The organism is Pararhizobium sp. PWRC1-1 (assembly GCF_049897905.1).
GTDB lineage: Bacteria > Pseudomonadota > Alphaproteobacteria > Rhizobiales > Rhizobiaceae > Pararhizobium.
Genome location: NZ_JAFCXE010000071.1, coordinates 1 through 937 on the forward strand (window position 1 = coordinate 1; position 937 = coordinate 937).

Genomic DNA, 937 nt, shown 5'->3' on the forward strand with positions numbered 1-937 from the left:
ACCGAAGGCGAAGATCAAAACGATGACGCCGATGAAGAGGAGCATGTTGACGGCCGGCACGTAAATCTGCCCCGTATTGGTTTCAGAGGTGAAGGTGATCTGCAGGCGAGGCAGGAAGCCGAGGTGAACGGCTTGACGGGCAAGCGAGAACGCCCCGGTAATGACGGCTTGGCTGGCAATGATGGTGGCCATAGTTGCGAGGATGACCACGGGCAACAGCGCCCATTCGGGATACATCAGATAGAACGGGTTGTCGGCAGCCTCTGGATGGGCGAGCACAAAGGCTCCCTGGCCAAGATAGTTGAGGGCGAGCGCCGGGAACACCAGGATGAACCATGCTGTCTGGATCGGCTTGCGGCCGAAATGACCGAGGTCGGCATAGAGCGCCTCGGCACCTGTCACTGTCAGAAAGACCGCACCGAGCACGATGAGACCGACGAAACCTGCATGGGTAATGAACCAGACAGCGTTCAAGGGATTGAGCGCCTGGAGGATCGTGGCGTCATCGCCGATATGGAGCAGGCCGCCCCAGGCCATCACGAGAAACCAGACGACGGTGATCGGGCCGAAGAAATTGGATACGGCGGCAGTGCCTTTCGACTGGACCAGGAATAGCGCGACCATGATCGCAGCTGACATCGGAAGCACGTAGTCGGCCAAGGCGGGCGTCACCAGTTTGAGACCCTCGAGGGCCGACATGACGGACAGGGCAGGCGTGATCATCGCGTCGCCGATGAACAGTGCCGCGCCGATGATGCCTGCGAAAAACAGGATCGGCATGTAGGCTCCGGTCTTTTTCATCAGGAGAGCCAGAAGAGAAAGCGTACCTCCTTCGCCGTCGTTGTCCGCACGCAGCAGGAAGAGAACATATTTGAAGGTGACGATGATCGTCAGTGTCCAGACCATCAGGGATATCAAACCGACGACCTCCTGCTGA

The 937-nt window shown here is 58.6% G+C and carries 1 protein-coding gene; it reads right to left on the minus strand.

The annotated features are described in order from the left end of the window. On the minus strand, nucleotides 1-937 hold a 937-nt coding region (locus ACP7E0_RS34935; RefSeq protein WP_426131943.1), incomplete at both ends, for a KUP/HAK/KT family potassium transporter.